The 23,299-nt window shown below is 70.3% G+C and carries 22 protein-coding genes; 21 read left to right on the top strand and 1 reads right to left on the bottom strand.

What is annotated here, in order from left to right; translation table 11 throughout:
• Window positions 1–3: 3 nt before the first annotated feature.
• Window positions 4–774, bottom strand: a complete 771-nt coding sequence (locus JHD82_RS12220) for an SDR family oxidoreductase (protein WP_013803947.1) — start codon at window positions 772–774, stop codon at window positions 4–6.
• 362 nt (window positions 775–1,136) lie between these two features.
• On the opposite strand from JHD82_RS12220, the gene JHD82_RS12225 reads away from it, so the two are divergent.
• The 21 genes from JHD82_RS12225 to mdcB all read left to right on the top strand — a co-directional run bounded on the left by JHD82_RS12225 (window position 1,137) and on the right by mdcB (window position 23,204).
• Complete coding sequence (locus JHD82_RS12225) at window positions 1,137–1,952, top strand: MetQ/NlpA family ABC transporter substrate-binding protein (RefSeq protein ID WP_233174707.1); 816 nt, start codon at window positions 1,137–1,139, stop codon at window positions 1,950–1,952.
• A 47-nt stretch (window positions 1,953–1,999) separates the two neighbouring features.
• Entirely contained in the window at window positions 2,000–2,806 is an 807-nt protein-coding gene (locus tag JHD82_RS12230; RefSeq protein ID WP_141830001.1) for a MetQ/NlpA family ABC transporter substrate-binding protein, read from the top strand.
• A 23-nt stretch (window positions 2,807–2,829) separates the two neighbouring features.
• Window positions 2,830–4,023 carry a methionine ABC transporter ATP-binding protein gene (locus tag JHD82_RS12235; RefSeq protein ID WP_199136691.1) on the top strand — a complete coding sequence of 398 codons (1,194 nt, stop codon included), beginning with the start codon at window positions 2,830–2,832 and terminating at the stop codon, window positions 4,021–4,023.
• Complete coding sequence (locus JHD82_RS12240; RefSeq protein ID WP_012203707.1) at window positions 3,995–4,657, top strand: methionine ABC transporter permease; 663 nt, start codon at window positions 3,995–3,997, stop codon at window positions 4,655–4,657. The genes JHD82_RS12235 and JHD82_RS12240 overlap by 29 nt, the downstream gene beginning before the upstream one ends.
• Before the next feature lie 83 nt (window positions 4,658–4,740).
• Window positions 4,741–6,033: an SfnB family sulfur acquisition oxidoreductase gene (locus tag JHD82_RS12245; protein ID WP_199136693.1), complete on the top strand. Its 1,293-nt coding sequence runs from the start codon at window positions 4,741–4,743 to the stop codon at window positions 6,031–6,033.
• 5 nt (window positions 6,034–6,038) lie between these two features.
• Window positions 6,039–7,316: an SfnB family sulfur acquisition oxidoreductase gene (locus tag JHD82_RS12250; RefSeq protein WP_199136695.1), complete on the top strand. Its 1,278-nt coding sequence runs from the start codon at window positions 6,039–6,041 to the stop codon at window positions 7,314–7,316.
• Between the two features lie 25 nt (window positions 7,317–7,341).
• A complete protein-coding gene (locus tag JHD82_RS12255; RefSeq protein WP_012203704.1) occupies window positions 7,342–8,166 on the top strand; it encodes a MetQ/NlpA family ABC transporter substrate-binding protein in 825 nt (274 codons plus the stop codon).
• Window positions 8,167–8,191: 25 nt separating this feature from the next.
• Window positions 8,192–9,556 carry an LLM class flavin-dependent oxidoreductase gene (locus JHD82_RS12260; RefSeq protein WP_074923057.1) on the top strand — a complete coding sequence of 455 codons (1,365 nt, stop codon included), beginning with the start codon at window positions 8,192–8,194 and terminating at the stop codon, window positions 9,554–9,556.
• 89 nt (window positions 9,557–9,645) lie between these two features.
• A complete protein-coding gene (locus tag JHD82_RS12265) occupies window positions 9,646–10,956 on the top strand; it encodes an acyl-CoA dehydrogenase family protein (protein ID WP_199136697.1) in 1,311 nt (436 codons plus the stop codon).
• Window positions 10,957–11,227: 271 nt separating this feature from the next.
• Entirely contained in the window at window positions 11,228–11,857 is a 630-nt protein-coding gene (gene msuE / locus JHD82_RS12270) for an FMN reductase (RefSeq protein ID WP_012203701.1), read from the top strand.
• Window positions 11,854–13,035, top strand: coding sequence for an acyl-CoA dehydrogenase family protein (locus tag JHD82_RS12275; RefSeq protein ID WP_199136698.1), 1,182 nt, complete (start codon window positions 11,854–11,856; stop codon window positions 13,033–13,035). The genes msuE and JHD82_RS12275 overlap by 4 nt, the downstream gene beginning before the upstream one ends.
• A 9-nt stretch (window positions 13,036–13,044) precedes the next feature.
• Window positions 13,045–14,217, top strand: coding sequence for a sigma 54-interacting transcriptional regulator (locus JHD82_RS12280; protein ID WP_199136700.1), 1,173 nt, complete (start codon window positions 13,045–13,047; stop codon window positions 14,215–14,217).
• Entirely contained in the window at window positions 14,214–15,368 is a 1,155-nt protein-coding gene (gene ssuD, locus JHD82_RS12285; RefSeq protein ID WP_065346188.1) for an FMNH2-dependent alkanesulfonate monooxygenase, read from the top strand. Before JHD82_RS12280 ends, ssuD begins: the two co-directional genes overlap by 4 nt.
• Before the next feature lie 101 nt (window positions 15,369–15,469).
• Complete coding sequence (locus JHD82_RS12290; RefSeq protein WP_012203697.1) at window positions 15,470–16,384, top strand: LysR family transcriptional regulator; 915 nt, start codon at window positions 15,470–15,472, stop codon at window positions 16,382–16,384.
• 167 nt (window positions 16,385–16,551) lie between these two features.
• On the top strand, window positions 16,552–17,925 hold the full coding sequence (locus JHD82_RS12295; protein ID WP_012203696.1) for an SLC13 family permease: 1,374 nt from the start codon (window positions 16,552–16,554) through the stop codon (window positions 17,923–17,925).
• A gap of 65 nt (window positions 17,926–17,990) precedes the next feature.
• Entirely contained in the window at window positions 17,991–19,673 is a 1,683-nt protein-coding gene (gene mdcA / locus JHD82_RS12300; RefSeq protein ID WP_013803961.1) for a malonate decarboxylase subunit alpha, read from the top strand.
• A 10-nt stretch (window positions 19,674–19,683) separates the two neighbouring features.
• On the top strand, window positions 19,684–20,016 hold the full coding sequence (gene mdcC, locus JHD82_RS12305; RefSeq protein ID WP_012203694.1) for a malonate decarboxylase acyl carrier protein: 333 nt from the start codon (window positions 19,684–19,686) through the stop codon (window positions 20,014–20,016).
• Window positions 20,013–20,930: a biotin-independent malonate decarboxylase subunit beta gene (locus JHD82_RS12310; RefSeq protein ID WP_199136702.1), complete on the top strand. Its 918-nt coding sequence runs from the start codon at window positions 20,013–20,015 to the stop codon at window positions 20,928–20,930. Before mdcC ends, JHD82_RS12310 begins: the two co-directional genes overlap by 4 nt.
• A 5-nt stretch (window positions 20,931–20,935) precedes the next feature.
• Window positions 20,936–21,637 carry a biotin-independent malonate decarboxylase subunit gamma gene (locus JHD82_RS12315; RefSeq protein ID WP_199136704.1) on the top strand — a complete coding sequence of 234 codons (702 nt, stop codon included), beginning with the start codon at window positions 20,936–20,938 and terminating at the stop codon, window positions 21,635–21,637.
• 14 nt (window positions 21,638–21,651) lie between these two features.
• Window positions 21,652–22,347, top strand: coding sequence for a malonate decarboxylase holo-[acyl-carrier-protein] synthase (mdcG, locus tag JHD82_RS12320; protein WP_233174708.1), 696 nt, complete (start codon window positions 21,652–21,654; stop codon window positions 22,345–22,347).
• Window positions 22,344–23,204, top strand: coding sequence for a triphosphoribosyl-dephospho-CoA synthase MdcB (gene mdcB / locus JHD82_RS12325; protein WP_199136708.1), 861 nt, complete (start codon window positions 22,344–22,346; stop codon window positions 23,202–23,204). The genes mdcG and mdcB overlap by 4 nt, the downstream gene beginning before the upstream one ends.
• The last annotated feature ends 95 nt before the right edge of the window (window positions 23,205–23,299 follow it).

The following is a 23,299-nucleotide window of genomic DNA, read 5'->3' on the forward strand; positions in this document are numbered from 1 at the left end:
GGTTCAGCCCCGGCCCACGAAGGGCATCTTGGTGGCCATCACCGTGTGGAACAGCACATTGGCCTCCAGCGGCAGGCTGGCCATGTAGAGCACGGACTGGCCCACCACATCCGCGTCGATCAGCGGCTCCACCGCGATCTCGCCATTGGCCTGGGGCACGCCCTTGGCCATGCGCGATGCCAGCTCGGTCATGGCATTGCCGATGTCGATCTGGCCCACGGCGATGTCGTAGGCACGGCCGTCGAGCGCAGCGGTCTTGGTCAGGCCCATGACGGCATGCTTGGTGGCCGTGTAGGCGCTGGAATTGGGGCGCGGCGCATGCGCGGAGATGGAGCCGTTGTTGATGATGCGGCCGCCGCGCGGCGACTGGTCGCGCATGGTGCGGAACGCCTGCTGCAGGCAATAGAACATGCCGTTGAGGTTGACATCGACCACCTCGCGCCACTGCTCAGGCGTCCAGTCCAGGAAGGAGCCGGGCGGATTGCCCCGGCCCGCGTTGTTGAACAGCAGGTCCACGCGACCGAAGCGCTGCACCGTGCGCGCGAACAGCTGCTCCACGGCAGCCGGGTCGCTGACATCGGTGGCAATGCCCAGCATGCGCTCGCCCGCGCCGTACTTTGCCTGGGCCTCGGCGCAGGTCTCATCCAGCGGCGCCTGGCGGCGGCCTGCCACCACCACCTGGTAGCCGGCGCCCGCCAGGGCCAGCGCCACGGCCTTGCCCACGCCGGTTCCTCCGCCCGTGACCACGGCCGTCTTTGCGTTCTTCATCTCCATTGCTTGTCCATCCTGTAGTGCATGTGTTGCAGCCGCCGCCCGCGCACCGGTGGCGGGCGGCGCCGCTGCATTGTCCCCCACGGCGATGGCGCAGTCCGTGCGTGGACTGTCGCCCACGGCGATTGCTGCACCGCCGCACAACCGGCAGCCATCCATAGCTATTGCGGCAATAAGCTCAAGCGCAGGCGGCATGGAAAGTCTTTCAAAACAAAGACTTGCAGCGCTTCACAGTCGCTATAAGGAAATGTGAATTCCGTCGTGGTGCGCGCCGGGGCCGGGTGTTGCAATGCCTTCAGAGGCCATGCCGGCAGGCGCCATGTGGGCGCCGGCGCCGGGCCTGGCCGAGCTGGAGGAACCACGCCTTGCCCACGCGCAGAAACACATTGCTCTGGTCGCTCGCCGCCGCGCTGGCGCTGCCCGGCCTTGCGGCGGCCGCCGCGCTGAAGATAGGCGTCACGCCCGGCTCGCTGGCCGACTCCGTGGAGGTCGCCGCCAAGGAGGCGCGCGCCCAGGGGCTGGACGTGCAGGTCATCGAGTTCACCGACTGGACCACGCCCAACACGGCGCTGGCAGCCGGCGACATCGACCTCAACTACTTCCAGCACCAGGCCTTCCTGGACAACGCCATACGCGAGCGCGGCTATGCCTTCACCAGCGTGGCCACGGGCCTGCTGCCCAACATCGGCCTGTACTCGCTCAAGACCCAGCGCTTTGCCGACCTGAAGGAGGGTGCGCGCGTGGGCGTGGCCAACGACCCCGTCAACCAGGGGCGCGGCCTGCTGCTGCTGGAGAAGGCCGGCCTGATCCAGCTGCGCGAAGGCAAGGGCCCGCGCGCGGGGCTGGACGACATCGTGTCCAACCCGCGCAGGCTGCGCTTTGTCGAGATCGAAGGGCCGCAGCTGGTGCGCGCGCTGGACGATGTGGACCTGGCCCAGGGCTACCCGGCCCACTTCGTCAATGCCGGGCGGCCGCAGGTGGCCGGCAATGCGCTGCTGTATTCGGGCATTGACGACCTGTACTACGCCATCCGCTTCGTCTCGCGCCAGGACAACGCCCGGGACCCGCGCATTGCGCAGTTCGTGCGCATCTACCAGACCTCGGGCGCCGTGCAGGCGCAGATCCACAAGTCATTCGCCGCCAACGACAGGCTGTACAGCCTGCCGTGGCGCAAGCCGTGACGCGGCCCCTTCCTGCCTTTTAGAACCCTTTTTTTCCGGAGATCCCGATGAAGCTTTCCCGTGCCCTGATCGCCCCGCTGGCCGCCCTGGCCCTGTTCTCCGCCCACGCTGCCGACAAGCTGCGCATCGGCGTGGTGCCCGGCGCCTACGCCGACTCGGTGGCCGTGGCCGCCAGGGAGGCCAAGGCCCAGGGCATCGATGTGCAAGTGGTGGAGTTCACCGACTGGACCACACCCAACGTGGCCGTGGACTCGGGCGACCTGGACATCAACTACTTCCAGCACCAGCCCTTCCTGGACAACGCCATCCAGAAGAACGGCTACAAGCTGGCCAGCGCGGGCACGGGCATCCTGGCCAACGTGGGCCTGTACTCGCTCAAGCACAAGGCCATCGCCCAGGTGCCGCAGGGCGGCAAGGTGGGCATTGCCAACGACCCCGTGAACCAGGGGCGCGGCCTGCTCTTGCTGCAGAAGGTGGGGCTGATCAAGCTCAAGCCCGGCGTGGGCTACCTGGGCAGCCTGGACGACATCGTCGAGAACCCCAAGAAGCTCAGCTTCGTCGAGGTCGAGGGGCCGCAGCTGGTGCGCATCACGGGCGACGTGGACCTCGCCCAGGGCTACCCGCACTTCATCGTGGCGGCCAAGGCCTTCGATCCGTCCAGCGGGCTTGCATATTCGGGCATCGAGGACGCGCGCTTTTCAATCCAGTTCGTGGTCAAGGCCAACCGCACGCAGGACCCCGTGGTGCAGAAGTTCATCCGCATCTACCAGAACTCCGATGCGGTAAAGGCCGAGGCCCAGCGCGCCTTCTCCAACGACAAGCGCCTGTACAACCTGGCCTGGGTCAAGCCCTGAGCGGCACGGGGAGGACTTCAGCCATGTCAACCAGCATTGCAGCCAGGCAGCCCCTGGCGGACAGGCCGGCCCACGAGACGGACAGGCCGGCCCATGACGCGGGCAGGCGCTCATCGGCAGCGGCCGGCACCACGCGGGAATCCATCCGTGGACCCGGCGCCGTGGCCTTCAGCGGCGTGGCCAAGACCTACCAGTCTTCGGCCGGTCCCGTACAGGCGCTGGACGCGATCAGCCTGGAGATCGCGCCGGGCAGCGTCTTCGGCATCATCGGGCGCAGCGGCGCGGGCAAGTCCAGCCTGCTGCGCACCATCAACCGGCTGGAGCAGCCCAGCAGCGGCCAGGTGCGGGTCGACGGCGTGGACATCGGCACGCTGGACGAATCGCAGCTGGTGCAGCTGCGCCGGCGCATCGGCATGATCTTCCAGCACTTCAACCTGCTGTCGGCCAAGACGGTGCATGACAACGTGGCCCTGCCCCTGCAGGTGGCGGGCCTGCCGCGCGCACGCATCGATGCGCGGGTGAAAGAGTTGCTGGCCCTGGTGGGCCTGCAGGAGAAGGCTGGCACCTATCCGAGCCGGCTGTCTGGCGGGCAAAAGCAGCGCGTGGGCATTGCCCGCGCCCTGGCCACCGACCCCGAGATCCTGCTGTGCGACGAGGCCACCTCGGCCCTGGACCCCGAGACCACGCAGTCCATCCTGGAGCTGCTGCGCACCATCAACCGCAAGCTGGGCATCACCATCATCCTGATCACGCACGAGATGAGCGTGATCCGCGAGATCGCCGACCGCGTGCTGGTGCTGGAGCAGGGCCGCATCGCCGAGCTGGGTGAGGTCTGGAAGGTCTTCGGCAACCCGCAGCACCCGGCCACGCGTGCCCTGCTGGCACCGCTGCAGCACGGCCTGCCCGACGACCTGCGCCAGCGCCTGCTGAGCACCGCGCCCGCAGGCCGCCACGAACGCATCCTGCAGCTGGCCTACCGCGGCGAGGACGGGCTGGAGCCCGACTTCCCGCGCATCGCCCAGGCCCTGGGCGGCCGGGTGCGCCTGCTGCATGGCGGCGTGGACCGCATCCAGGGCCATGCCCAGGGGCAGCTGCTGATCGCGCTGGGCGGCGGCACAGCCACGCATGACTGGCACACACTGACGCAGGGCCCGGCGGCCATTGCGCATGACATCAAGGATCTCGGATATGTCGCTGAATCTGTCCATTCCCATTGAGCGCTACGGCAACGCGCTGGCCGACACGCTGATGATGGTCGGCGTCTCGGGCGGCATCGCGCTGGCGGCGGGCATTCCGCTGGCGGTGCTGCTCATCGTCACCGCGCCCGGCGGCTTCCTGGCCTCGCCGCGCACGCACCGTGCGCTGGGCAGCGTGATCAACGGCTTCCGTGCCACGCCCTTCATCGTGCTGCTGGTGGCGCTGATCCCGTTCACGCGGCTGGTGACGGGCACGACCATCGGCGTGTGGGCGGCCATCGTGCCGCTGGCCATCAGCGCCACGCCGTTCTTCGCGCGCATCGTCGAGGTCAGCCTGCGCGAGGTCGATCCCGGCCTCATCGAAGCCGCCCAGGCCATGGGCTGCCGCAAGTGGGACATCGTGCGCCACGTCTACCTGCCCGAGGCCCTGCCCGGCATCGTGGGCGGCTTCACCATCACCCTGGTGGCGCTGATCAGTTCCTCGGCCATGGCCGGCGCCGTGGGCGCGGGCGGCCTGGGCGACCTGGCCATCCGCTACGGCTACCAGCGCTTCGACACCCAGGTGATGCTGCTGGTGATTGCCGTGCTGATCGCGCTGGTCACCGTGGTCCAGGTGCTGGGCGACCGCTACGTGCGCCGGCTGCGCAGCCGCTGACGCTGAAAACAGGCACCACGCCTTTCCCTCCGGGGCCGCCGCCTGGCGGCCCTCTCACCACCGACTCAGCAACGAGGCACGGAATGACCACACCGGATGCCCTGGGCGCAGCCTTGCCCGGCAACACACACCACACCCCCGGCGGGGCGCTGCGGCGCCTGCCCCTGCCGCCCTCCACCCCGCACCGCATCACCAGCGAGGCCGAGGCCCTGCAGGCCGCCCAGGCCCTGGCCGGTGAATGGCGCGTGGACGCAGCGGCCCGCGACCACGAGCGGCGCCTGCCCTGGCAGGAAATCGAGCGCCACACGGCCAGCGGGCTGGGCGCCATCACCGTGCCCCGCGCCTACGGCGGCCTGGGCGCTTCCTACGAGACGCTGGCCCAGGTCTTCGTCACGCTGTGCGCGGCCGACCCTTCGCTGGGCCAGATTCCGCAGAACCATTTCGCCGTGCTGCAGAACCTGCGGGACATGGGCAGCGAGCCCCAGAAGCGCCGCTGGTTCGCCGACGTGCTGGCCGGCCACCGCCTGGGCAATGCCGGGCCGGAGCGCAAGGGCCGCGCGGCCCATGTGCTGGAGGCCACGGCGCGCCTGTCGCGCGATGCCGCAGGCGGCCTGCGCGTCAGCGGCACGCGCTTTTACTCCACGGGCTCGGCCTTCGCGCACTGGGTGCCGTTTCGCGCACAGGACGAGGAAGGCCGCATCGTGCAGGTCTGGGTGCGGCGCGATGCGCCAGGCGTGACCGTGTTCGACGACTGGGACTCCTTCGGCCAGCGCACCACGGCCAGCGGCAGCGTGCAGCTGGACCAGGTGCAGGTACAGCCCGAGGACGTGGTGCCTGCCTGGCAGTTCGAGGCCACGCCCTCGCTGTCCGGCCCGGTGTCGCAGCTGATCCAGGCCTCCATCGACGCGGGCATTGCCCAGGGCGCGCTGCGCGACGCGGTGGACTTCGTGCGCGACAAGAGCCGGCCCTGGATGGACTCCGGCGTGGCGCGTGCCAGCGACGATCCCCACCTCATCCACGAGGTCGGCCAGCTGCAGATCGAGGTGGACGCGGCCCATGCCGTTCTGCTGGAGGCCGCGCGCACGCTGGATGCGCTGGCTGCAGCGGCTGCTGGCCCGGTGGACGAGCAGGCCAGCGCCCAGGCCTCGGTGGCCGTGGCCGAGGCCAAGATCCTCACCACCGAGGCCGCGCTGCAGGCCGGCGAGCACCTGTTCGCGCTGGCCGGCTCCTCGGCCAGCCGCGCCGCCCACCGCCTGGACCGCCACTGGCGCAACGCCCGCGTGCACACGCTGCACGACCCCGTGCGCTGGAAATACCACCTGCTGGGCAACTACCTGCTCAACGGCGCCCTGCCGCGCCGCCACCAGTGGAACTGACCGCCATGACACAGACATCGACCCAAGAGCTGCAGGCCCTGGCCTCCACGCCGGGCAGCCAGCCCGCTCCCGCAGCGCCTGCGGCCCGGCCCGCCCACATCATCGGCAGCGAGGCCGAGGCGCTGGAGGCGGCCCGCAGTTTTGCCGCCCTCATCGCCCCCGGCGCCCTGGCGCGCGACCGCGACCGCCTGCTGCCCTGGCAGGAGGTGGAGCAGTTCAGCCAGAGCGGCCTGTGGGGCATCACCATTCCCCGGGAGTACGGCGGCGCGGGCGTGTCCACGGCCACGCTGACGCGGGCCATTGCCCTGATTGCGGCGGCCGATGGCAACTTCGGCCACATTCCGCAGAACCACTACTACTCGCTGGAAGTGCTGCGCGTGGGCGGATCGCCCGCGCAAAAGGCCTTCTTCTATGACCGTGTGCTGCGCGGCGAGCGCCTGGGCAATGCGCTGGCCGAGATCGGCCACCGCGACTTCCAGCGCCGCACCCGGCTGCTGCGCGAGAGCGGCGGCTGGTTCGTGCAGGGGCGCAAGTTCTATTGCACGGGCGCCCTGTTCGCGCACTGGATTCCCACCCTGGTCAGCGCGCAGGAAGAGGCGCCGGGGCAAGGCGAGCGCATGTATCTGGTCTTCATCCCGCGCGATGCGGCCGGCGTCACCGTCACCGACGACTGGGACGGCTTCGGCCAGCGCGTGACGGGCAGCGGCTCCGTGCAGTTCGACCGCGTGCGCGTGGAGCCCGAATGGGTGGTGCCCTTCACCAGTTCCTTCGAGCGGCCCACCACCATCGGCCCCTTTGCCCAGATCATCCATGCCGCCCTGGATGCGGGCATTGGCCACGGCGCGCTGCAGGCCGCCCTGCCCTTCATCCGCGAGCATGCGCGGCCCTGGGTGGACGCGGGCGTGGCCAGCGCCACGCAGGACCCGCTGCTGCTGCAGCAACTGGGCAATGTCCACGTGCGCCTGCGCGCCGCCGATGCCCTCGTGGCCCGCGCGGCCCTGGCCGTGGACGCCGCCCAGCGCGCGCCCACGGACGACAGCGTGGCCGCCGCCTCGGTGGCCGTGGCCCAGGCCAAGGCGCTGAGCACCAGCGCCAGCCTGCTGGCGGGCAGCAAGCTGTTCGAGCTGGCAGGCACGGCCTCCACCCTGGCGGGACAGGGCCTGGACCGCTTCTGGCGCAACGCGCGCACCCACACCCTGCACGACCCCGTGCGCTGGAAATACCACGCCGTGGGCAACTACGTGCTCAACGGCATACGCCCGCCGCGCCATGGCGCGCTCTGACCTTTATCAACGACACAGGAATGCAATGATGACAACGACCTCCCCCACCCTCTGGCCCCGGCTGGCCGCCTTCCTGGGCGCTGCCCTGCTCGCGGGCAGCGCCCTGGCCGCGCCCCTGAAGATCGGCGTGGTGCCGGGCATCTTCGCGGACTCGGTGGAAGCCGCCGCCAAGGAGGCCAAGAAGCAGGGCCTGGACGTGCAGGTGGTGGAATTCACCGACTGGGCCACGCCCAACGTGGCGCTGGACGCGGGCGACATCGACCTCAACTACTACCAGAACAGCAACTACCTGGCCAATGCAGCGCGCAGCAAGGGCTTCAAGTTCACCAGCGTGCAGGCGGGCATCCTGTCCTATCTGGGCCTGTACTCCACGCGCCACAAATCCCTGGCCGACCTGCCCACGGGCGCCAAGGTGGCCATTGCCAGCGACCCCGTCAACGTGGGCCGCGGCCTGCGCCTGCTGCAGCACGCGGGCCTGATCACGCTGCGCCCCGACACCGGGCTGCTGGGCACCCAGGCGGACATCGTCTCCAACCCCAGGAAGCTGCAGTTCGTGGAGATCGAGGGCCCGCAGCTGGCGCGCACCACGCCCGACGTGGACCTGGCCCAGGGCTTTCCGTATTTCATCATCGCCTCCAAGGCCTTCGATGCCAGCAAGGGCCTGGCCTACACCAGCTACGAGGACGACTCCTGGGCCATCCAGTTCGTGGCCCGCAGCGACCGCGCGGCCGACCCTCGCATCGCCCGCTTCCTGGACATCTACAAAAACTCCGACGTGGTGCGCAAGACCATCCACGCCTTCTACCTGAACGACCAGAAGCTCTACCGCCTGGCCTGGTTGAAGAACTGATGCAACGGACTGCAGGACCCGCCCCATGACGCAAGCCAAGCGCCACATCCACGTCAACGCCTTCAACATGAACTGCGTGGGCCACATACACCACGGCCTGTGGACCCATCCGCGCGACCGCTCCACCGAGTACGGCACGCTGGCCTACTGGACCCACATCGCCAGGGTGCTGGAGGAAGGCCTGTTCGACGGCATCTTCATCGCCGATGTGGTCGGCTACTACGACGTCTACCAGGGCGGCGTGGACCTGACCCTGCGCGAAGGCATACAGCTGCCCGTCAACAACCCCTGGCTGCTGGTCTCGGCCATGGCGGCGGTGACGCGGCACATCGGTTTCGGCCTCACGGCCACCGTGGGCGCGCACCAGCCCTATACCTTCGCGCGCGACGTGACCACGCTGGACCAGCTGACCAATGGCCGCATCGGCTGGAACATCGTCACCGGCTATGTGGACAGCGGCGCGCGCGGACTGGGCCAGGACGGCCTGGCCGAGCACGACAGCCGCTACGACCGCGCCGACGACTTCCTGGAGCTTTCCTACAAGCTCTGGGAAGGCAGCTGGGAAGAGGGCGCCGTGATCGCCGACAAGGCGCGGCGCATCCACGCCCTGCCCGGCAAGGTGCACCCGGTGGTGCACGAGGGGCCGTTCTACCGCGCCAACGCCATCCACATGAGCGCGCCTTCGCCGCAGCGCACGCCCGTGCTGTTCCAGGCCGGCACCTCGCCGCGCGGGCTGCGCTTTGCGGGCCGGCATGCCGAGGGCATCTTCATCGGCGCGCGCACGCCCGAGGCCGCGCGCGAGGCCTCTCGCCAGCTGCGCCAGGCCGCCGTGGACGCGGGCCGGCGCCCTGAGGACATCAAGATCTACGCCGGCGTGGCCGTGGTGCCCGGCCGCACCGAGGCCGAGGCGCGCGAGAAATACGCCGACTACCTGGCCCACGCCAGCGCGGAAAGCGGGCTGGCCCACTTTGCCGCCAGCACCGGCGTGGACTTTGCGCAGTACGGGCTGGACGACCCCATCTCCTTCGGCAACACCAACGCCATCCAGTCGGCGGCCCAGGCCGCGCAGAAGCAGGGCTGGACCACGCGGCGCAAGCTGCTGGAGCAGTTCACGCTGGGCAGCCGCTACGCCACCATCGTGGGCGACCCGTCCCAGGTGGCCGACGAGCTGGAGCGCTGGATCGACGTGGGCGAGATCGACGGCTTCAACCTGACCCGCATCGTCGCGCCCGAGACCTGGGAAGACTTCGCCCGCCTGGTCGTGCCCGAGCTGCAGAACCGGGGCCGCTACCGCACCAGCTACGGCGACGACGCCACGCTGCGCCAGCGCCTGTTCGGCCAGGGCGACCGCCTGCCCGCCAGCCACGCCGCCGCGCGCTGGCGGCGTTGAAGGCCTTCGCCACCCTCCCCCCACCGGCCCGTGGCCCGGCCCTGCCTTGCAGGCAGGCCGGGTTGGCGGGCCTTTGAATTTGCAAAGCCATGACCACCACCCTCCCCTGCGCCACCGAGCCTGCGGCCTACGCGGCGCCCGGCCCAACCACAGACGGCCCGGCCGATCCCGACGCGCCCTCGCTGCCATCCCTGCAGGCGCGTTTTCGCCCCGTGTTCGACCGCATCGCCCAGGGTGCGGCCGAGCGCGAACGCACGCGCAGCCTGGCCCATGAACCCATCGCCTGGCTGCGTGACAGCGGCTTCACCGCGCTGCGCGTGCCGCGCCGCCTTGGCGGAGCCGGCGCCAGCGTGGAGCAGCTGTTCGCGCTGTGGACCGAGCTGGCCGAGGCCGACTCCAACGTCGCCCAGATCCTGCGCCCGCACTTCGGCTTTCTGGACCGCGTGCTCATCGACCGCGATGCCGCCACCCAGGCCCGCTGGCTGCCGCTGGCCGCGCGCGGCGCCGTGTTCGGCAATGCCACCACCGAGGTGGGCACGGGCACCCTGGGCACGCTGCAGACCACCCTGGTGCCCGACACGCAGCCCGGCTGGTGGCGGCTGGACGGGCGCAAGTTCTACAGCACGGGCACGCTGTATGCCGACTGGGTGACCGTGGTGGCGCGCGCGGTGGAGCCGGGCAAGGAAGACCAGACCGTGCACGCCGTCGTGCCCACCTCGGAGGCCGGCGTGCAGCGCTTCGATGACTGGCGCGGCTTTGGCCAGCGCCTGACCGGCTCGGGCACCACCGTGCTCAGCCAGGTGCGCGTGCCCGACGACGCCGTGATCCGCTTCCCGCGCGCCCAGCCCACGCCCCTGGTGGCCTATTTCCAGCTGGCCCACCTGGCCACCCTGGCCGGCATCGCACGGGCCTTGCAGCGCGATGCCATCGCCTATGTGCAGGCGCGCCGCCGCGTGTTCAGCCACGGCAGCGCCACCCTGCCCAAGGACGATCCGCTGGTGCAGCACATCGTCGGCCAGCTGGCCGGCACGGCCTACATCGCGGGCCTGGCCGTGGCCGACGTGGCCGCTGAACTGGGCCGCATCGCGCGCGAGCGCGAGGCCGGGCGCGAGGTGCCGCTGCAGCAGCTGCATGCCCTGGAGCTGCGCACGGCCCAGGCCCAGGTGGCCGTGGTCGATCCCGTGCTGCAGGCGGCCGCGCGGCTGTTCGAGGTGGGCGGCTCCAGCGCCCTGTCCGAAGACCTGGCACTGGACCGCCACTGGCGCAATGCGCGCACCCTGGCCTCGCACAACCCCGTGCTGTACAAGGCCCGCTCGGCGGGCGACATCCTGCTCAACGGCGCCGACCCCATCTACTACTGGCACGTGGGCGTGACGGGCGTGGCGGCAGTGGCGGGCTGAAGGCCCTTGCGCGGCCGCGCTGCGCAGGGACGGGCGCAGCGGCCGTGCGCATATCGCCAGAACGCATTAGCACATGCCAGGCGCCACAAAATTCCTTTCAGAAACAAGCACTTGCCAAGGCACCCAAACCGATAAGCAAATGCGTTAAGTTTCTTTCGCCATACCGGCGTTCGGCCCTGTAATGAAGGCATCCATCCCACCTCGTCCGGGCTGGCAGTCTTCGCAAACCGCATGCCGCGCTGCCTCCTGGAACCCACGCCAAGGAGTTTCCATGAGCCGATCGCTGAAGACTGTCATCGTCAATGGCAGCCTGAGCCGCCCCTCCCGCACCCGTGTCCTGCTGGACGCCCTGCATGCCCGCCTGGGCCAGGAGCTGCCGCTGCAGGCACAGGTCATCGACCTGCTGGACCTGCAGCCCCATCTGGGCGCGGCCCTGTCCAAGAACGACCTGCCGCCGGCCACGCTGCAGGCCATCGAGGCCATCGAGCAGGCCGACTTCCTCATCGTCGGCGCGCCGGTCTTCCGCGCCAGCCTGCCGGGCCTGCTCAAGCACCTGTTCGACCTCATCGACCTGGACGCGCTGCAGGGCACGCCCGTGCTGCTGGCCGCCACCGGCGGCAGCCCGCGCCACGCCCTCATCCTGGACCACCAGCTGCGCCCGCTGTTCGGCTTTTTCTCGGCCCTCACCCTGCCCATTGGCGTGTACTCCACGCCCGAGGACATCCAGGACGGCCAGGTCCACAGCGAATCGCTGCGCCAGCGCATCGAGCTGACCGTGCAGCTGTCGGCCCCGGTGCTGCGCGGTGCGCTGCAGCAGCTGGTGCAGGCCCAGGCCCAGGCCGAGGCACAGCGGCCTGTTCCCGAAGCCGCCGACCTGGCCCTGGCCGGGCAGCCCGCGTGAGCCAGGCAGAGGCCGTCCCTGCGGACCCGATAGCCACTGCGCAGGATCTGGCGCAGCGCCTTGCCGCCACGGCGGCCCGGCGCGATGCCGCAGGCGGCACGCCCAAGGCCGAGCGCGATGCGCTGCGCGCCAGCGGCCTGCTGGCACTGAGCATTCCGCGCGAGCTGGGCGGCCTGGGCGCGGACTGGGTGCAGACGCTGGAGACGGTGCGCATCCTCGCCACGGCAGACGGCTCGCTGGCCCATGTCTACGGCTTCCAGCACCTGCACCTGGCCACCGTGCAGCTGTTCGGCCAGCCCGCCCAGTGGCGGCCCTGGCTGCTGCAGACGGCACGCCACCGCTGGTTCTGGGGCAATACGCTGAACCCTCTGGACCGCCGCACCACGGCCACGCGCCAGCCCGGCCACTGGGAGTTTTCGGGCAAGAAGAGCTTCACCTCGGGCGCACTGGACTCGCAGATGCTGGTGGCCTCGGCCATCGATGCCGACAGCGGCCAGCTGCTGATCGGCGTGGTGCCCACGGAGCGCACGGGCATCACCTTGCTGCGCGACTGGGACAACATGGGCCAGCGCCAGACCGACAGCGGCTCGGCCCTGTTCGAGCGCGTGCGCGTGGAGGCGGCCGAGCTGCTGCTGGACCCCGGCCCGCTGTCCACGCCGCATGCCGCGCTGCGCCCGCTGCTGGCCCAGCTCATCCTGGCCCATCTGTTCCTGGGCATTGCCCAGGGCGCGCTGGAGCAGGCGCGCGGCTACACGCTGAACGAGGCGCGGCCCTGGTTCAAGTCCCCTGCCGATGCGGCCGGCGCAGACCCCCACATCCAGGCGCTGTATGGCGAGCTGTGGGCCGCGCTGGAAGGCGCGCGCCTGCTGACCCTGCAGGCCGCGCAGCGCTTTGACGCCGCCTGGCGCCGGGGCCCGGCGCTGACCGCCCACCAGCGCGGCGAAGTCGCCGTGGCCGTGACGGCCGCCAAGATTGCCACCACGCGCTCGGGGCTGGACCTGTCCAGCCGCATCTTCGAGGCCACGGGCGCGCGCGCCACGCACGCGGCGCTGCGCTTTGACCGCTTCTGGCGCAACCTGCGCACGCAGACGCTGCACGACCCGCTGCACTACAAGCTGCAGGAGCTGGGCGACTGGGTGCTCAACGGAACCCATCCGCAGCCCAGCTTCTACTCGTGACGCCGCGCCATGAACACCCGTCTGCCCACCTGGCCGCCCGGCAAGTCCTCGGCAACACCTGCGCCCGTACCTGCGTCCGTACCTGCGCCCGCGCCCGCAGCCTCTGCCGCGCACGATGACGGCGCCGCGCCCGCGCCGTGGATACTGCAAGACCCGGCCTCGCAGGCCCTGCTCAAGACCATGGGACAGGTGGCCGCCAGCGAGGCCGGCGTCCTCATCCTGGGCGACAGCGGCGCCGACAAGGAAATGGTGGCCCGCCACATCCACCGCCTGAGCCCGCGCCGCCACGGCCCCTTTGTCGCCGTCAACTGCGGCGCGCTGTCCGAGGCCCTGATCAACGCCGAGCTCTTCGGCCACGAAAGCGGTGCGCTGACGGGGGCCTTCGGCAACCTGCCCGGCCGCTTCGAGGACGCCCACGGCGGCACCCTGCTGCTGGACGAGATCGACGACCTGCCCCTGCACATCCAGAGCAAGCTGGTGCGCGTGCTGCAGGACAAGGCGGTCACCCGCATCGGTGCCAGCCAGCGCACGCCGGCCGATGTGCGCGTGCTCGCGGCCAGCAGCGCGCCGCTGCACACCAAGCTGGCGGCGCGGCGCTTTCGCGAAGACCTGTACTACCTGCTCGATGTCGTCACCCTCACCGTGCTGCCGCTGCGCCAGCGCCCGGCCGACATCCTGCCGCTGGCGCGCCACTTCATCGCGAGCTACTGCCAGCGCATGCGCTACGCGCCCATGGCACTGAGCCAGGACGCGCAGCGCAAGCTGCTGGAGCACGACTGGCCCGGCAACAGCCGCGAGCTGGAGAACGTCATCCACCGCAGCCTGCTGCTGACCCAGGGCATGCACATCGGCGCGGGCGACCTGCACATCGCCAGCAGCCAGGGCGAGCCCGATCCCGTCCCCACACGCGAGGCCGAACACGGCGCCCAGGCCGCCGCCGCCGAACTGGCCCTGGGCGAAGCGCTGGACAGCCTGTGCGACGTGCATGCCGAAGGCCTGGAGCAGCACGTGCTGGGCGCCCTGCTGCTCAAGGCCTGGCAGCGCAACCGCGGCAACCAGGTGCAGACCGCGCGCCAGCTGGGCATCAGCCGCAGCGTGGTGCGCGCGCGGCTGCAGCGCCTGGGCCAGTTGCCGGGCGAGGCCGCGCCACCGTCTTTTCCATCGTCCCCGGAGATCCCATGAGCCAAGACCCCCACGCATCGCCAGACATCTTCTGGTTCCTGCCCACCTCGGGCGACACGCGCTACCTCGGCACCTCCGACTTCGGCCGCGCCCCCACCAACGCCTACATGCGCCAGATCGCCGTCACGGCCGAGGAGCTGGGCTACGACGGCCTGCTGATCCCCACCGGCAGCTCCTGCCTGGACCCCTGGGTGGTCGCCTCCAGCCTGGTGCCCGTCACGCAGCGCATCAAGCTGCTGGTGGCCCTGCGCACCTCGCTGGGAGCGCCGGTCTCCAGCGCGCGCCAGGCCGCCACGCTGGACCAGGCCCTGGGCGGGCGCCTGCTGCTCAACGTGGTGCCCGGGGGCGATGCCACCGAGCTGGAGGCCGACGGCATCTTCCTGGCCCACGACGAACGCTATGCCTACGCCGATGAATTCCTGACCATCTGGCGCCGCCTGCTGGCCGGCGAGGCCGTGGACTTCGACGGCAAATACTTCAAGGTCAAGCAGGGCCGCAACTTCTTTCCCCCGGTGCAAAAGCCGCATCCGCCGCTGTACTTCGGCGGTTCCTCGGACGCCGCCCACGACCTGGCCGCGCGCCAGGTAGACGCCTACCTCACCTGGGGCGAGCCCCCCGCCGCCGTGGCCGAAAAGTTCGCCGACATCCGCCGCCGCGCCGCGCAGCAGGGCCGCCAGGTCCGCCTGGGCGTGCGGCTGCACGTCATCGTGCGCGAGACCAACGAAGAGGCCTGGGCCGATGCCGAGCGCCTGATCAGCAAGCTCACCGACGAGGACATCGCCCGCGCCCAGGCCGGCTATGCGCGCATGGACTCCGTGGGCCAGTCGCGCATGGCCGCGCTGCACGGCGGGCGGCGCGACCGGCTGGAGGTGGCGCCCAACCTCTGGGCCGGCGTGGGCCTGGTGCGCGGCGGCGCGGGCACGGCCCTGGTCGGCGACGCGGCCACCGTGGCCGAGCGCCTGCGCGAGTACGCCGCGCTGGGCGCGGACAGCTTCGTGCTTTCGGGCTACCCGCACCTGGAGGAATCCATCCGCTTTGCCGAGCTGGTCTTCCCCCTGCTCGGCAAGCAGGCCGTCACCACCAGCGACCAGGCCCAGACCGGCGGCGCCTTCGACATCCGCAGCATCCAGCGCAGCCAATCCGCATCGTGAGCCGCCCGGGGCCCCGGCCCCCGGACAGACCGGAGTCTGTGCACGCAACGCGATCAACGCCACAATCCGCCCGTCCCCCACGATGAGAGCGTGACGTTGCCATGAGCCTGAGAATCGATGACGAAATAACCTTCCGCAGACTCGAGGTGCTGCTCGCCTTCCTGGAGACAGGCAATCTCGCCAAGACGGCGGAACGGCTGGAGACCAGCTCGGTCAGCGTGCACCGCGCCCTGCATGCGCTGGAGGCGGGCATGCGCTGCGCCCTGTTCCGGCACGAGGGGCGCAACCTCAAGCCCACCGAGGCAGCGCAGACCCTGGCCGATGTCGCCAGGGAAGTGCTGGCCACCATGTCCGAGGGCATACGCGCCACGCGCGAGGTGGCAGGCTACTCGGCGGACCGCATCCGCATCGGCTCGCTGTACTCCCTGACCAACCGCACCGTGCCGGCGCTGGTGATGGCGCTGAAGCTGCGCCGCCCCGATCTGCAGACCGAACTGGTGCTGGGCTCGAACGCCGGCCTGCTGGAGCGGCTGCGCAACGGAACGCTGGACGCGGCGCTGATGGCCATGCCGGACAACGCCGCCGACATGCAGACGCAGCTGCTGTTCGAGGACGACATTTTCTTTGCCGCGCCCGTGGGCTCGCCCTATGCGCATCTGGCCGAGGTCGATCTGGGCGCCATGGCGCGTGAGAACTTCGTGAGCCTGGGCGAAGGCTTTGCGACCTATGGCGGCTTCATCGAGTCCTTCCGGGTGGCCGGCTTCACGCCCAACGTGGTGATGAAGACGGATGACATCTTCTCGCTGATGAACCTGGTCAGCGGCGGCGTCGGCTACACGCTGCTGCCCGGGCGGGTGCGCGGCGTGATGCCGCAGAAGGTGCAGCTGATACCGCTGCAGGCCAGGTACCTGATGCGCCAGACCATCGTGCTGACCTTTTTGCGCTCCCGCGAACGCGACCCCAACCTGCTGGCCCTGCTCAGCGTGTGCCGGCTCGCGGACGGGCAGCTCGGCTGACCCGGCATGCCGGGAGCAACAGCCCCGCTTCGCCGGGTTAACCCTTCATTGTTTCTCTCTGCGTAATTGTTGGCGCTCGCGCTTTATTGATGCGCTCCGGGCCGCCGCGTACCGTGCATACCAGCATGCACACGTATTGCAGGCGCATAAAAAACCGGAGACATCGCATGAATTCCCATTGGATATCGATTGGCGCGTTGATAGGCATGTTCGTCCTGGCGACGGCATTGCCCATCAACATGGGCCTGCTGGCCTTTGTCGGGGCCTTCCTGGTCGGCACCCTGGTGGCCGGCATGGGGACCAAGGCCATCATTGGCGGCTTTCCCGCCGACCTGTTTCTGACGCTGGCGGGCATCACCTACCTGTTCGCGCTGGCGCAGAACAACGGAACCATCGACTGGCTGGTCCGCATGGCGGTGCGCGCCGTGCGCGGGCGCATTGCCGCCATACCGTGGATCATGTTCTTCATTGCGGCCCTGCTGACGGCGGTGGGCGCCGTCAGCCCTGCGGCCGTGGCCATCATCGCGCCCATTGCCCTGGGCTTTGCCGCCAAGTACGGCATCAATCCGCTGATGATGGGTCTGCTGGTGATCCATGGCGCGCAAGGCGGCGGCTTCTCGCCCATCAGCATCTACGGCGGCATCACCAACAAGATCGTGGCCAAGGCGGGCCTGCCGCTCAACGAGATGGCCACCATGCTGGCCAGCATGGGGGTCAACCTGGCCGTGGCCGTGCTGCTGTTCTTCCTGATGGGCGGCGCCCGGCTGATGCGCATGAAGGCCGATGCCGATGGCAGCGTGCCCGCCACGCCGCGCGTCTCGCATGCCCAGGGCGGCGCCCAGGTGTATGGCGACGCCGAAGGCGAGGCCCTGTCCGAGGAGCGCAACACGGCTGCACGCTCCAGCGACTCGCTGATGCGCGCCGCCCCCGAACAGGACGCCGCCCCGCAATCGCGCAGCTACCAGGTGGCCACCGTGGTCGGCCTGCTGGCGCTCGCGGTCCTCACCCTGTTCTTCAAGCAGGACATCGGCTTTGTCTCCATCACCATCGGCCTGGTGCTGACGCTGATGGCGCCCAACCTGCAAAAACGCGCGCTGGGCCAGGTGTCCTGGCCCGAGATCATGCTCATCGTGGGTGTCAGCACCTATGTGGGCGTGATGGACAAGATGGGCACCATCGACTTCGTCGGCCACAGCGTGGCACAGCTGACCTCGCCCCTGGTGGCGGCCTTGCTGCTGTGCTTCGTGGGCGCCGTGGTGTCGGCCTTCGCCTCCTCGACGGCGGTGCTGGGATCGCTGATTCCGCTGGCCGTGCCCTTCCTGCAGGGCGGCTCCGATGTGAGCGCCGTCGGCTTCATCGCGGCCATGGCCGTGTCCTCGACCATCGTGGATGTCAGCCCCTTCTCGACCAACGGCGCCCTCGTCCTGGCCAATGCCAAGGGCGTGGACCGCGACCGCTTCTTCCGCCAGCTGATGGTCTACGGCGGCCTTGTCACCCTGGTGGCGCCGCTGCTCGTGTGGCTGCTGTTCGTGGTCCTCTAGCCAGGCACTTCGACCGGGACGCCCGCCCCCTGCCCCCTCCATGTCACGCCAACCCCTGATACCCCATGACTGACCCCTCCTGGAACCTCAAAGCCGGGGAGCGCGCCGCCAGGCTGGCGCGCGCCCGGGCCGCCCTCGGGCCGCGCCTGGCCGGCAAGCGCGTCGATGCCGGCGCCATCACCGAGCTGCTGCACGCCGTGCTGGCGCCCGGCGACCGCGTCTGCCTCGAAGGCAACAACCAGAAGCAGGCCGACTTCCTGGCCCGCGCCCTGGTCCAGCTCGATCCGCAGCAGGTGCATGACCTGCACATGGTGCAGTCGGTGCTGGCGCTGCCGGAGCACCTGGATGTGTTTGAAAACGGCATCGCGCGGCGGCTGGACTTCAGCTTCTCCGGCCCGCAAGGGGCGCGGCTGGCCAAACTGGTCTCGGCCAGGCAGCTGGAGATCGGGGCCATCCACACCTACCTGGAGCTGTTCGCGCGCTACTTCGTGGACCTGACGCCCAAGGTGGCCCTGGTGGCGGCCCACGCGGCCGATGCCCAGGGCAACCTGTACACCGGCCCCAACACCGAGGACACGCCGGCCATCGTCGAGGCCACGGCCTTTTCGGGCGGCATCGTCATCGCCCAGGTCAACGAGATGGTGGACGGCACCACCACGGCGCTGCCGCGCGTGGACATTCCCTCGGACTGGGTGCATTTCGTCGTGCAGGCGCCCCGGCCCAATGTCATCGAGCCGCTGTTCACGCGCGATCCGGCCCAGATCAGCGAAATCCAGGTGCTGATGGCCATGATGGCCATCAAGGGCATCTACGCCGAGTACGAGGTCCAGCGCCTGAACCATGGCATCGGCTTCGACACGGCGGCCATCGAGCTACTGCTGCCGACCTATGGCGAATCGCTGGGGCTGAAGGGCCGCATTGCGCGGCACTGGGCGCTGAACCCGCATCCGGCGCTGATACCGGCCATCGAGGCCGGCTGGGTGGAGTCCATCCATTCGTTCGGCTCCGAGCTGGGCATGGAGGACTACATCCGGGCGCGCTCGGACGTGTTCTTCACCGGCGCCGACGGCAGCCTGCGCAGCAACCGCGCCTTCTGCCAGGCGGCGGGCCACTATGCCTGCGACCTGTTCATCGGCTCGACGCTGCAGATCGACCTGGACGGCAACAGCTCCACCGCGACGCTGGGGCGCATTGCCGGCTTCGGCGGCGCCCCCAACATGGGCGCGGACGCGCGTGGCCGGCGCCATGCCAGCGCCGCCTGGCTCAAGGCCGGGCGCGAGGCGCGGGCGGGCCGCAGCGGCGCGGCAGGCACGCCGCGCGGGCAAAAGCTGGTGGTGCAGATGGTGGAGACCTTCCGCGAGCACATGCAGCCCGCCTTCGTGGAGCGGCTCGATGCCTGGACGCTGCAGGAGCAGGCCGGCATGGACCTGCCGCCCATCATGATCTACGGCGAGGACGTGACCCACATCCTGACGGAGGAAGGCATTGCCAACCTGCTGCTGTGCCGCAGCGATGAAGAGCGCGAGCAGGCCATCCGCGGCGTGGCCGGCTACACGGCCGTGGGCCTGGCGCGCGACCGTCGCATGGTGGAGAACCTGCGCGACCGCGGGGTGATCCGCCGTCCGCAGGACCTGGGCATCGACCCGCGCCAGGCCACGCGCAATCTGCTGGCCGCGCGCAGCATGCGCGATCTGGCCCAGGCCTCGGGCGGGCTGTACCAGCCTCCCCGCCGATTCAGGAACTGGTAGGAGAGACGATATGAGCGAGATACCCGCAGGGCTGGAGTCCCTGAGCTATTGCTTCGCAGGCGGCCGGCCGGCCGGCGCCTTTGCCCCCGTCCTGGTCGGCGTGGTCGGCTCGGGCAACCTGGAGGTGATGCTGGAGAGCACGGGCGGCGATGGCTGCGAAGTGCAGGTGCAGACCTCGGCACACGGCTTCGGCGCCATCTGGCAGGCCGTGGTGGAGGATTTCCGCGAGCGCCACCCCGTGGGCGGCGTGCGCGTGTCCATCAACGACATGGGGGCCACGCCGGCCGTGGTCAGCCTGCGGCTGGACCAGGCCCTGGCCGAACTGCAGGGAGGCCAGCCATGATCAGCTACGCGGAATGCACGGCGCGCGAGCGCCTGGCGAAGTTGCTGGATGCCGGCAGCTTCCATGAATGGCTGCCGCCCTCCGAGCGTCTGACCAGCCCGCATCTGGCACAGCTGGGCGTGCCCAGCGCCTTTGACGACGGCGTGGCCATCGGCCGGGGCCTGCTGGGCGGGCGCACGGTGTTCGTGGCCGCGCAGGAGGGCGAATTCATGGGCGGCGGCGTGGGCGAGGTGCATGGCGCCAAGCTCGTGGGCCTGCTGCGCCGCGCCCTGCTGGAGCGGCCCGCGGCCGTGCTGCTGCTGGCCGAGTCGGGCGGCGTTCGGCTGCATGAGGCCAATGCCGGGCTGATCGCGGTGTCGGAGGTCATGCGCGCCCTGCTGGACGTGCGCGCCTCGGGCATCCCTGTGGTGGTCCTCATCGGCGGGGCCAACGGCTGCTTCGGCGGCATGGGCATCGTGGCGCGCTGCGCCGACCAGGTGGTGATGAGCGACATCGGCCGCCTGGCCATGTCGGGACCGGAGGTGATCGAGGCCTCGCACGGCGTCGATGAATTCGATGCGCGCGACCGCGCCCTGGTCTGGCGCACCACGGGCGGCAAGCACCGCTGGCTGTGCGGCGACTGCGATGCACTGGTGGCCGACGATGTCGAGGCCTTCCGCGCCGCCGCCATCGCCGCGCTGGACCACTCCCGCCCGGTGACCCTTGAAGGGCTGCTGCAGGAGCATGCGCTGCTGCGCGCGCGGCTGGACACCCTGGACGCCCTCAAGGCGGACAGCGCCATCGGCCCGCAGGACGAGGCCATGCGCCTGTGGCAGGCCCTGGGCGTGCCCGACGCCTGGCGCGTGCCCGACCTGGACGCCGCCGCCGTGCGTGCCTTGCGCACGACGCCCGCCACGGGCATTTCACAGGAGTAGCCGCCATGCAATGGAACACACTTGCCGAGCACCTGTTCGGCCCGGGCCACCAGATTCACGCCAACGGCGATTTCCTCGAAGGCCACGCCGTGTTCGATGGCCAGCCCCTCACCGTCGTCGGCACCACGGGCCACGCGCCCATCGGCGTGCGGCTGGCCCTGGCCCAGGCCCGTGTGGTGCTGGAGACGGTCGGCGCGCACCCTGGCCGCCCCATCGTGCTGCTGATCGACACGCAGGGCCAGCAACTGCGCCGCCATGACGAGCTGCTGGGCATCAACCGCGCCATGGCCCACCTGGGCACCTGCATCGACCTGGCACGGCGCCGGGGCCACCGCGTCATCGGCCTGGTCTATGACCAGGCGCTGTCGGGCGGCTTCATCACCTCGGGCCTGATCGCCGATGCCTGCTACGCCCTGCCCGAGGCCGAGATCCGCGTGATGCGCATCCCCGCCATGTCGCGCATCACCAAGCTGCCCGAGTCCCTGCTCAATGCCTTGTCCGAGTCCAACCCGGTGTTCGCCCCCGGCGTGGGCAACTACGTGGCCATGGGCGGCGTGCGCGGCCTGTGGCAAGGCGACCTGCAGGCGGCGCTGCGCGACGCCCTGGCCCACAGCCCGCGCGAGGACATGCGCGCACTGGACGGTGCCGAGCGCGGCGGCCGCAAGCTGGCCGCCGAGGTGGTGCAGCGCGTCCTGGCCGCTGGATGAAGACAGGCCGCAGCATGCTGGACACCCTGCACCGCCACCAGCTGGTGGACCTGGGCCCGCAGGCCTGGGCGGACCTGCTGGAACGCCCCTGGGATGCGCAGGCGCGCGAGATCCTCACGCACTGGCGCGACCATGCACTGCCGCTGGTGGTCGCGCGGCAGTCGGCCGAGCATGCCGCCGCCGGCCTGATGGCGCTGGGCCTGCCTGCGCCCGGGCGCTGGCAGCGGCGGCGCATGGGCTTCGATGTGGCGCGCGGCGCGGCCATCGGTACCCGCGAATTTCCCTCGCTGGACGAGCTGATGGCCTCGCCCCTGGCGGTGTCCGGCGCCCTGCGGCAGGCGCTGGACTCCTTGCAGCAGCGATTGCACACGGCCGGGGCGACGGGCTTTGTCTTCGGCAGCCACGGGTGGCAGTGCATCACGGGCCTGCCCTATCTGCGGCCCGGCTCGGACATCGACCTCTGGGTTCCGGTCGATGGCGCCGAACAGGGCGATCGGCTGGCCAGCCTGCTGCAGGCCATGCCACAAGAAGGTCCGCGCGTGGATGCCGAGCTGGTGTTTCCCGGCGGCTGGGCCGTGGCCTGGCGCGAATGGGCCGCCTGGCGTGCAGGCGGGGTGCGATCAGTCCTGGTCAAGGGCCTGCACGGGGTGGCACTGCGTGAAGACCATGACTGGTGTGCGTCGGCTGCGGCGCCTGGAGTTCCTGCATGAAACCTGCCCTTCTCCACCCGGCCCGGGCCTTGCCATCGACCGGGCATATCGGCCGCGCGGCCACGCTGGCTCTCTACGACGAGCTGTCGCTGACACCCAAGCCCGGCCTGGTGACCCTGGTGGACCGCGGCAGCCATGACGACATGGATGCCCACAGCTTCATGCGCAGCCTGTTCGCGCTGCGCAGCTACTTCCCCAAAATGGCCCAGGCAGGCAGCCAGGGCGCATCGTTTCCCGTGCTGGAGCGCCTGGGCATCGAGGCGGAGCAGCGCATGCTGGCCGCCACCGGCGGCATCAACACCCACCGTGGCGCCGTCTTCATGCTGGGCTTGCTGTGCGCGGCCGGCGGCGCGGTGCTGGCCGAGCAGGCCTGCCTTCCCGGCCCCGCGTGGCTGCGCGAGGCCCTGTGCCGCCACTGGGGGGAAGCGCTGCAGCAGCGCAGCCTGCGGGCCTCCGCCCTGCCCGGCGGCATCGCCGCGCGCCGCCACGGCCTGCGGGGCGCATCGCAGGAGGCGGCCCTGGGTTTCCCCGTCCTGTTCGACACCGCCGTGCCGGCGCTGGCCAGAGCGCATGCCAGCGGGCTGCCCGCCCACCTGGCGCGGCTGGAGGCCCTGTTCCACATCATGGCGGTGCTGGACGACTGCAACATGGCCCACCGCGCGGGCATGCAGGGGCTGCGCCATGGCCAGGATGCCGCGCGGCGCTTTCTCCAGGCAGGCGGCTGCGCGCATCCCGATGGCCTGTCCAGGGCGCAGGCCATTTGCGACGATTTCGTGGCGCGCCGCCTTTCGCCGGGCGGCGCGGCCGATACCCTGGCGGCGGCCTGCTGGGTGCTGCGTGTCTGCGAGCGGCCATGAGCTTTGCACTGCTGTTTTCAGGCCAGGGTACGCAGCATCCCGCCATGCTTCCCTGGCTGGCGGACGATGCATGGACACAGGCAGTCTGCGAACAG

This window comes from Delftia sp. ASV31 (assembly GCF_016428765.1).
GTDB classification, from domain to species: domain Bacteria; phylum Pseudomonadota; class Gammaproteobacteria; order Burkholderiales; family Burkholderiaceae_C; genus Comamonas; species Comamonas acidovorans.

Bases quoted from the DNA above. Each gene is read 5' to 3' on its own strand.
- JHD82_RS12220 (WP_013803947.1), bottom strand. From the start codon at position 774: ATGGAGATGAAGAACGCAAAGACGGCCGTGGTCACGGGCGGAGGAACC.
- JHD82_RS12230 (WP_141830001.1), top strand. From the start codon at position 2,000: ATGAAGCTTTCCCGTGCCCTGATCGCCCCGCTGGCCGCCCTGGCCCTG.
- JHD82_RS12235 (WP_199136691.1), top strand. From the start codon at position 2,830: ATGTCAACCAGCATTGCAGCCAGGCAGCCCCTGGCGGACAGGCCGGCC.
- JHD82_RS12240 (WP_012203707.1), top strand. From the start codon at position 3,995: ATGTCGCTGAATCTGTCCATTCCCATTGAGCGCTACGGCAACGCGCTG.
- JHD82_RS12245 (WP_199136693.1), top strand. From the start codon at position 4,741: ATGACCACACCGGATGCCCTGGGCGCAGCCTTGCCCGGCAACACACAC.
- JHD82_RS12250 (WP_199136695.1), top strand. From the start codon at position 6,039: ATGACACAGACATCGACCCAAGAGCTGCAGGCCCTGGCCTCCACGCCG.
- JHD82_RS12255 (WP_012203704.1), top strand. From the start codon at position 7,342: ATGATGACAACGACCTCCCCCACCCTCTGGCCCCGGCTGGCCGCCTTC.
- JHD82_RS12260 (WP_074923057.1), top strand. From the start codon at position 8,192: ATGACGCAAGCCAAGCGCCACATCCACGTCAACGCCTTCAACATGAAC.
- JHD82_RS12265 (WP_199136697.1), top strand. From the start codon at position 9,646: ATGACCACCACCCTCCCCTGCGCCACCGAGCCTGCGGCCTACGCGGCG.
- msuE (WP_012203701.1), top strand. From the start codon at position 11,228: ATGAGCCGATCGCTGAAGACTGTCATCGTCAATGGCAGCCTGAGCCGC.
- JHD82_RS12280 (WP_199136700.1), top strand. From the start codon at position 13,045: ATGAACACCCGTCTGCCCACCTGGCCGCCCGGCAAGTCCTCGGCAACA.
- ssuD (WP_065346188.1), top strand. From the start codon at position 14,214: ATGAGCCAAGACCCCCACGCATCGCCAGACATCTTCTGGTTCCTGCCC.
- JHD82_RS12290 (WP_012203697.1), top strand. From the start codon at position 15,470: ATGAGCCTGAGAATCGATGACGAAATAACCTTCCGCAGACTCGAGGTG.
- JHD82_RS12295 (WP_012203696.1), top strand. From the start codon at position 16,552: ATGAATTCCCATTGGATATCGATTGGCGCGTTGATAGGCATGTTCGTC.
- mdcA (WP_013803961.1), top strand. From the start codon at position 17,991: ATGACTGACCCCTCCTGGAACCTCAAAGCCGGGGAGCGCGCCGCCAGG.
- mdcC (WP_012203694.1), top strand. From the start codon at position 19,684: ATGAGCGAGATACCCGCAGGGCTGGAGTCCCTGAGCTATTGCTTCGCA.
- JHD82_RS12310 (WP_199136702.1), top strand. From the start codon at position 20,013: ATGATCAGCTACGCGGAATGCACGGCGCGCGAGCGCCTGGCGAAGTTG.
- JHD82_RS12315 (WP_199136704.1), top strand. From the start codon at position 20,936: ATGCAATGGAACACACTTGCCGAGCACCTGTTCGGCCCGGGCCACCAG.
- mdcG (WP_233174708.1), top strand. From the start codon at position 21,652: ATGCTGGACACCCTGCACCGCCACCAGCTGGTGGACCTGGGCCCGCAG.
- mdcB (WP_199136708.1), top strand. From the start codon at position 22,344: ATGAAACCTGCCCTTCTCCACCCGGCCCGGGCCTTGCCATCGACCGGG.